Below are 6,103 nucleotides of genomic sequence, written 5' to 3'. Positions count from 1 at the left end.
GTTTTACGGAGCAAGGCGGATCACTCCTGTGTATGTACTACATATAATATACCATATTAACGCGGTGAATGGATAAAGAATTAAACGAATAAAAAAGACTGCCGACAAGGGGTTTGTCGACAGTCTGGAGAGACCCCGAAGGGTCTCTCTTTTTTGCGGGCTTGTCCGCCGATCAGATGAAATCGACGTTGGTCAGGAAGCGGTTAATCATGGTAGCAGCTTCCGCACGGGTAGCCGTAGCGGTCGGCGCCACCGTGGAGGACGATCTGCCCTGCACGATTTGAGCCTTGATCGCTGCCGCCAGTTCCGCCCTTGCCCATGCGCCGATCTTGCCGGCGTCCTTGTAGCCGCTCAGCAGCGAGGCAATTTCCGCGTTCGACAAGACTACCTCTTTGCCAGCCAGCTTCTGGGCGCGAACGACCATCGCAGCCAGCTCTTGACGGGTAATCTTGTTGTTCGGACGGAACGTGCCGTCGCTGTAGCCGTTGACGATGCCGTATTCCGCCGCAGCCGCCACCGCCTTGGCGTACCAAGCCGAGTCGGCAACGTCGGAGAACGGAGCGTTGCCGGAAGCCTCCAGACCGAGCGCGCGAACGATCATCGCGGCGAATTCCGCACGCGTGACGTCACGGTTCGGATCGAACTTGCCGGCACCCGTGCCCTCGACGATCAGCTTGTTCGCCAGCTTGGTGACGTAATCGCGCGACCAGTGATTCGCGAGGTCCGTGAAGGACTTCGGAGCCACTGCCACGACACCGTAGACGGAGTTGGTGTTGCTGTAGATGATGGCTTCACCATCTCCGGCCTTCGTCGGCAGCGGGTTCGCCGCATTGCCGTTGACCCTGACGCCAACGAGGCTGCCACCCTCAGCGTTCAGCTTCAGCGCACGCTTGATGAACTGGCTGAACTTGCTGATCTCGACGGAGTTGTCGCCGGCTACGGCTTCGAGCTTGAACTCGACGATCGGGGACACGATCTCGCCGAGAGCGCCAAGCGTTTGTTCAGCCGACGCCTTCAGGCCGCCTTGCACTTCGGCAATCGTCACGACGATCCAGAGGTCGTCAAGCTCGACGCCCAGCTGTTCGGCCAGCGCTTCCAGGTCGAGCTCGCTCAGCGGCAGTTCGTACCAGCCGAGCGGCGAGACGATCTTCACGATCCCGCCTTCCGTCAGCGCGGAAGCCGGAAGCTTCGCGACATCGCCGGAGATCTCGACCGTAGCGTAGCCCTTAGCGAGTGCCGCCTTCAGCGCACCAGCGTCTACCGTGCCGTCCGGGTTGGCCTTCACCACATCGACATCGCTATCGCCAATGGGAATCGGCGGGAAGTAGATGGGTGTAGGTTTGCTGTCGGACGGCTTAATTTCATAAACGGCAATCGGGACATTGTCATTGACGAAGCCGTAAACATTCAGATAGACAGATTCTTGTTGGTTTACGAGCTTCGCTATCGAATCAGACGTGCCAACGTAGTAGTAACCATCGTTACCATAGCCTTTTTGGTACGTTAGCGTGATTGTTCCCAATTTGCCGTTCTTGTCGTAGACGTTCACCACGACTTCCCGGCCGAAGAAGTTTTCCGCAGCGTACACATCGTCAGTGACCTTAAAGACGACGGAAACTTTACCGTCGGCGTTTACTTCCACTTTGACGAATTCCGCTGCTGCGTACGCGATAATCGGCAACATCAGCGAGATCGTCATGATCAAAGCCATAAGGCCGGCGGTTTTGCGGATTGCGAGTCTCTTCATTCTCTGTTTTCACCTCCTTTCATGACAAATTCGTACTCTAGGTCTCATATTATAGTATACGAATTGTCGGAATGGAAGTGTTGCAATTGCGAAAGACCGCCGAAAAATGTCTTATTTCGCCTTCTGGAGGAGATTTTGCAATTCTTTTCTTTCATTCGGATCGGCTTTGAACAGACGATTTTTTAGAGCTTCGTCGGTACGTTCCATTCGTTCCAATGAAGCGAGATAATGGCGAATACCGATTCGAATGTACGGATCTTGCAAATCGCTGTCTTTCAAAGGAGCGAGAATCTCCACCGCCTCTTCATATTGTCCGCGTGCGTAATAGATTTGACCGACCGCCTGCCTCAGGAACGGCGTGACCCGATAATCCCGTCCCTGAAGCTGCTCTTCCGGCAAATCTCCCAGCATATCAATACGACGAAGAACCTCGCCGTAAAGTTCCAGGCCTCTGTCAAAATATTGCTCCGCGGCGGCTGGATCACTCTCAAGCAAGCCTTTGCCATTGACCGCATATTCCATGACGGCCGCTTCGTAGAACTTGATGTCCCACGGGAATTTGGAAATCCCTTCTTCCAAAACGGCCACCGCTTCTTTATACTCTTCCAAATCCTTATGGTTGCGGTATTCTGCCAAAAGAATTTGCCTGTCGTAGGGCTCGTATGATTTGATTCTCCGGATTTCGGCCTTCGCCTTCTCGGCATAGGAACGGTCTCCGGTTTGCAGAAAAGCTTGACTCAACCAATCAATTTTCGTGTACGCGTATTCCGGATGGGCGGGCGAATTCGCAATGGCGTTATCCAGCGTAACCAACAGTTCCTGAAGCGTTCTTCTTTCCATTGAGGCCATGTGCAATGCTTGCCGGTAGAAACCGTTAGCCACATATTCCTGGAACACCTGGGCGAGCAGCACGAATGTCAAGATCCCGAGAATCGCGGGGTAAATGTAACGGCGATACCCCCGGTTCAAGACGGACAAACGCGGCATGCTCAACCTGTCACGATAGATGGCTCCCAGCACGCCCAACGAGAAGAATACCAGAGCGCCTATATAGACGAAGCTCATGTCAAAGTCGATCATGCTGTGCGCCAGGATGGAGAATGCCAGAATGAAGAAGATGAAATGCCCCGGCTGCTCCTTTCGCTCCCTCCAATAATGGTGGAGGTAGAAAAGCAGAATGCCGCCGATCAGCACAAGCAGTACGATCGCGCCGATCCAGCCGACTTCGACAAGCGTCTGGAAGAAATAACTGTGCGTCTGTCGGCTGTAATAAGGGTTGTTCTGGTATTTCTCGAACAACGCGCTCCATCCGCCGCCGCCGGCCCCGAGAAGGGGGTAGTCGGCTGACAACTTCAGGGCGTCTTTATAAAATGTCAGCCGTTCAAGCACGCTATGCTGGCGGAAATTGATGTTTGCGATGCGGTCCGCAATGCTCCGGGGCAAGATTTTGCCGGCGATTCCCGTTCCGAACAGCGTTACAGCAGCCAGAAGCCCGAACAACGCGCCCGCGATCGGAAGAATGAACGCGGAAAAGCCGCGCTCTGTCCACCGGGCCAAGCGCCGTTCTAGCCAAGGCTGGGCAGCGCGGATCGCCCATATGCACAAGGCGGCGGCGACGGAGGCGGCAAGCAGCATCCCCCACGCTTTCAATACCGCCGGATCCCGGAAGGGCAGGATATAGGGATTCTCTTCGGCGGATTTGGGCATGACGCGCTTGGCAATCCCGATATAATTCTCCGTATACGGGTTCAGAATGGCGAACGAAGCGGCGACGGAAACCGCCATTGTGCCCAGATAGGTGATCTGCCTGTCAGGCCTGAGAAAGACAAGGATGATCAAGACCAGGATTGGCACCAGAATCAGCGCACCGCGCGAATACGTCAGCATGAACGAAATCCAGATCGGGACGAGCATAAGGGCGTGGAAACACGCCGTGATCGTCCGTCTGGCGTTGACGACGGCGAATGCCGCGGCAAGAAAATAGGCCAGCAGAAAACCTGCATACGTATTCGAGTATTGGAAAACCGACGTAAGACGATAGGTGCCGCTTGTAAACCAGATTGAATCTTTGAGCGAGACTTGCCCTGTAGCCGCCAGCAGACCTGTCACCACGATCGCATATCCGGACAGAAACACGATGAGTTCAGTCGTAATCCTTGTCCATTTGTTTGTTACCAGCGACACGGCCGTCAGGAAGAAGGTTGCATACAAAGCATAAATGAACACCATCATGACGGCGTTGTGATAAGATACTGCCTGGAACGAAGATAGCCAGTAAATGAGCGGCATCAGCAGCATGCCGATTCCGAACAAAAACTCGGTGCTGTCGTATTTCAGTCGGCGAGCGACATTGGCAAGTGCGACAAGAAACACGATGAACAAGAAAAGCTGGGCTTCATAGATCGGGTAGTCGTAGCCGAATGTGGAACCGTTAAAAAGTCCTTTCCTATAGGGCATATAGAAAAAGAAAACGGCCATACCAAAAAGAGCAGCCCACTGGGTGACGGAAAAATCCGTTTTTTGTTTAGACATTGGCAACAATCCTCGCTTAAATGTATCCTATCAAAATCAGGAACTTAAATATCAATTGTTCAAATGGAGAGTTTCGATACAATTTGCACTTATTCAAATACGCTAACCGATCCTTTAATGTTTCTTTCTTCTCCAAAAAAGCCAACAATTGCGATTGTTCGTTTTCATTCAGCAAATGACCATAGATGCGATTAAATTCGGCGGCTTGTTTGCGCAATAAATATTTTCCTCTGTTACGCCTAAAGCTTTTCCATTTGCGGATCAGCAGGTTGTAAAAAGATGTTTCGCCTCCCACCGTATTTCTGTCATGTTGGCGGTATAATATTGATGGTTGGGAGTCAAAGATCACTTTTCCAAAGGCGGACACACAGAGGTATGTCCACCAATCGTGCATTTGAATAAACTCTGTTTGAATCGCTTTGCCGATAATCAATTCCCTGGCCCGTTTATTGAGAGTGATTGTGGCTCCCACAGCTATATTTTGAACCACGGCATTAAAAAAAGAAGGTTGCCGGGCAGGGGGCTTGGGCCAAATATTTAGTGGTTTTAGAGATTTGTCGGTAACATAAGTGGTTGTGCAGACCATAGCGGGGATATGGCTCAAACCGTTCAACTGTCTTAATGCACGATCTATCTTGTCTGGAAACCAGACATCATCCTGATCACAGAAACAATAAAAATCACAAGAGTGGTCGGCGATGTTCAACAGTTCAAAAAAACTGTTAATGACCCCGATATTGGAGCCCCATATCACCTGAACTCTCTCAGGGTTCTTATGAAGGTAATATTTTAATATATCTTTTGTACTGTCAGTCGATCCGTCATCTCTGACAAGCAACTTTACCTTATGGTATGATTGATTCAAAACACTTTCAATCTGTTCTCTCAGAAACTCGGAGCCGTTATACGTTGACATAAGAACTTGAACATACGACACATCACCAACTCCTCGTCATTCCTAATATAAACGGAATTATAGCAAGAAATAATGGATTATATAAAACTATGATATTATTATGATTTTAAGGAGAAATGAAAATGAGGCAACATTTTTATAACTTGATAAAATATAAAGATTTATTTTTTGAATTGGTAAGAAAAGACGTCAGTCTAAAATATCGCAATTCAATTTTGGGCGTATTTTGGAGCATGCTTAATCCTTTGCTTATGATGGTTGTCTTGAGCATAGTATTTATGGAATTATTTCAAGTTGAAATCCCAAACTTTCCAATTTACGTTTTGATTGGAAGAATCCTTTATCAATTTTTTTCTGAATCAACTAATTTTGCCATGGACTCCATTCATATCAACGCTCAATTAATCAGAAAAGTGTACGTTCCAAAATATTTTTTTCCCCTTTCCAGAATATGCTCATCTTTCATTACAACACTAATTGCACTTATTCCGTTATTTATAATGATGATAGCTACCGGAATGACTTTTCATTGGATAAATCTGCTCTTTATTCTTCCCATGATTTATTTGTTTTTTATCTGTTCGGGGATTGGTTTGCTGTTGTCATCGTTCAATGTGTTTTTTAAGGATGTGAAGCATTTTTATTCAGTCTTGTTGTTAATTATCATGTACATGACACCCATTTTCTACCCGGTATCGATTATTCCCGATCAATATATGATCCTCTTTTTATTGAATCCCCTGTACCCTGTTGTAGAAATTTTCAGGGATGTTGTGATGTATAAATACATGCCGGATCCAACACTACACTTGTTGGCCGTTGCATATGCAATTATATATTGGATTACCGGACTTATTGTATTCTATAAATGCCAAGACCGCTTTATATATTATCTCTAAAAAAGAACG

Annotated in this window: 4 protein-coding genes; 1 reads left to right on the top strand and 3 read right to left on the bottom strand. The window is 48.6% G+C overall.

Annotation, left to right across the window (positions count from 1 at the left end):
• Nucleotides 1-172: 172 nt before the first annotated feature.
• From BAA01_10320 to BAA01_10310, 3 genes are all read right to left on the bottom strand, one after another.
• Nucleotides 173-1,747 (bottom strand): hypothetical protein, encoded by a 1,575-nt coding sequence (locus BAA01_10320; GenBank protein OUM89001.1) that lies wholly within the window; start codon nt 1,745-1,747, stop codon nt 173-175.
• A 111-nt stretch (nt 1,748-1,858) separates the two neighbouring features.
• Nucleotides 1,859-4,279 (bottom strand): hypothetical protein, encoded by a 2,421-nt coding sequence (locus tag BAA01_10315; protein OUM89000.1) that lies wholly within the window; start codon nt 4,277-4,279, stop codon nt 1,859-1,861.
• Between the two features lie 16 nt (nt 4,280-4,295).
• The gene (locus tag BAA01_10310) at nt 4,296-5,195 is read right to left on the bottom strand and encodes a glycosyl transferase family 2 (protein OUM89003.1); all 900 of its coding nucleotides are present in this window, start codon (nt 5,193-5,195) and stop codon (nt 4,296-4,298) included.
• 122 nt (nt 5,196-5,317) lie between these two features.
• Here BAA01_10310 and BAA01_10305 point away from each other — a divergent pair, with 122 nt between their 5' ends.
• Nucleotides 5,318-6,094 carry an ABC transporter gene (locus BAA01_10305; protein ID OUM88999.1) on the top strand — a complete coding sequence of 259 codons (777 nt, stop codon included), beginning with the start codon at nt 5,318-5,320 and terminating at the stop codon, nt 6,092-6,094.
• The last annotated feature ends 9 nt before the right edge of the window (nt 6,095-6,103 follow it).

The organism is Bacillus thermozeamaize (genome assembly GCA_002159075.1).
Classification (GTDB): Bacteria; Bacillota; Bacilli; order ZCTH02-B2; family ZCTH02-B2; genus Bacillus_BB; species Bacillus_BB thermozeamaize.
This window is presented reverse-complemented; position numbering and strand designations above follow the sequence as displayed.